At 70.7% G+C, this 1,794-nt stretch carries 2 protein-coding genes; both read left to right on the top strand.

Annotated elements, in window-relative coordinates; translation table 11 throughout:
* Positions 1-318 precede the first annotated feature (318 nt).
* Positions 319-681 carry a zinc ribbon domain-containing protein YjdM gene (locus FF041_RS36870; protein ID WP_153527087.1) on the top strand — a complete coding sequence of 121 codons (363 nt, stop codon included), beginning with the start codon at positions 319-321 and terminating at the stop codon, positions 679-681.
* A 264-nt stretch (positions 682-945) separates the two neighbouring features.
* Positions 946-1,689: a hypothetical protein gene (locus FF041_RS36865; RefSeq protein ID WP_153527085.1), complete on the top strand. Its 744-nt coding sequence runs from the start codon at positions 946-948 to the stop codon at positions 1,687-1,689.
* Positions 1,690-1,794: the final 105 nt, after the last annotated feature.

Here is a 1,794-nt window from a genome sequence, read left to right as displayed (position 1 = left end):
CGCGCTCGCGGATGTGGGCGTAGGAGGTGAAGGGGTCCTTGACCAGCTTCTGATCGCTCAGGTCGACAAGCTCGTGGGCGGTGGCGTCGGTGGGCTCGGCGGTGGGCTCGGCGGTGGGCTCGGTGGTGGCGTCCGGGTGATCCTGCACGGCCATGCCGGATTCCCCCAACAGGCGGTCGTTCGGTCACAGCATCGACACACCGAGACGCCATCTGCACTCCCCATGGGGAGTAAACCACTCATACGAGTACATTCCTCGCCACTGCCCCCGCTGCCCGACCCCGGGGATCCCGCCCGGGGTCGGGCTATCCTGGACGCATGATCGAGAACCTTCCCCCCTGCCCGAAATGCTCATGTGAGTACACCTATGAGATGAACGCCCTCGTGGTGTGCCCGGAGTGCGGACACGAGTGGGTTCCGGCGGAGGGCGGCGACACGGAGGGGGACGGCGGTGCCGGGGAGCGCGTCGTCAAGGACGCGGTCGGCAATGTGCTGAACGACGGCGACACCGTGACCGTCGTCAAGGCGCTCAAGGTCAAGGGCAGCCCCTCGGGAATCAAGGCCGGCACGAAGGTCCGCAACATCCGCCTGATCGACGGGGTGGACGGCCATGACATCGACTGCCGGATCGAAGGATTCGGCGCCATGCAGCTCAAGTCCAGCGTGGTCAAGAAGGCCTGACCGCCCGCCCCGAAGGCCATCTCCCGGACGCCCCGGCCCGGGGCCGCCGCCCCGATCTCGTCCAGCACCGGCCGGAGCCCCGGACGTGCTGATCGCGGGCGCCGTCCCCGCCGGTGATGAGGTCGCCGGCCGGACGGCTGCCTCGGCGCCCGTTTCCCGCTCGACACGACGGCCGCAGCCCTCCCCGCCTGGCGCACCACGCTGTCGGCGACCCCTGCCAGCCCCCTCCCAGGCTCTGACCAGGCTCTTTAGCAGGATGCACGGATGGATGACGACGTCTATCGCCCGGTGCACCGGGACCCCGCCCCCGCGTTCTACGGCCGGCTGCGGGTGATGCGGACCACCGATCTCGCCCCCGCCCGCTGGCTCGCCGAGCACGGCCCGGCCGAGGGCGACTTCGGGACGGTGGCCGGCATCGCCGTCCCCGGCTTCCCCGCCTATGCGCGGATCCTGCACCCCGCGTCCCTGGACGAGCATCCGGTGCGCTGGTCGGCCGTGGCCGCCGCGTACGGCCGTACGGTGGCGCCGACCACCCGCTGGCACGAGGTCATCGGCGCGGAGGAGTTCCACCGGGACTCCTCCGTCCACGGCCTGCCCGGCGTCTGGGACGAGCACCCGTGGGAGGGCCCGACCCCTCCGGCGATCGCGCAGATCCTGCTTCCGTTCCTGACCCGTCACACCCGCACCCCCGACGACTGCTGGTTCGGCCTGTGGGACGGCTACGGATGGCTGGACTTCGACGGCGTCCCCACCTTCGAGACCCCCCACCGGGACCGGGTACTGCTCTCCGGGCCCCTCGCCGATGTCGCCTCGCCCGCCACCGGGAACGACGACATCTGGGCCGAACTGCCCGACCTGTGGTGGCCGCAGGACCGTGCCTGGTGCGTGGGCGGCGATGTCGACCTGGTCGGCACCTATATCGGCGGCTGCCCGGAACTCATCGCCGAAGTGCTCGCCGCTCCCGGGCTGGAGGCCCATCCGGTGTTCCCCGGCGACCCGGTGAACTGACCGGGGAAAGAGCCCGGCTGCGGCGAATGGGCATTCCGGTCATTCTTTGCCGTCGCATTGTCTTTGTGCTGCTGCCGTTTGACGCTGTGTGGGGGAAGGGGCGGG

Source organism: Streptomyces jumonjinensis (assembly GCF_009600885.1).
GTDB lineage: Bacteria > Actinomycetota > Actinomycetes > Streptomycetales > Streptomycetaceae > Streptomyces > Streptomyces jumonjinensis.
The sequence above is the reverse complement of the archived record's forward strand: the minus strand, read 5'-3'. Positions and strand labels throughout refer to the sequence as shown.

Bases quoted from the DNA above. Each gene is read 5' to 3' on its own strand.
- FF041_RS36870 (WP_153527087.1), top strand. From the start codon at position 319: ATGATCGAGAACCTTCCCCCCTGCCCGAAATGCTCATGTGAGTACACC.
- FF041_RS36865 (WP_153527085.1), top strand. From the start codon at position 946: ATGGATGACGACGTCTATCGCCCGGTGCACCGGGACCCCGCCCCCGCG.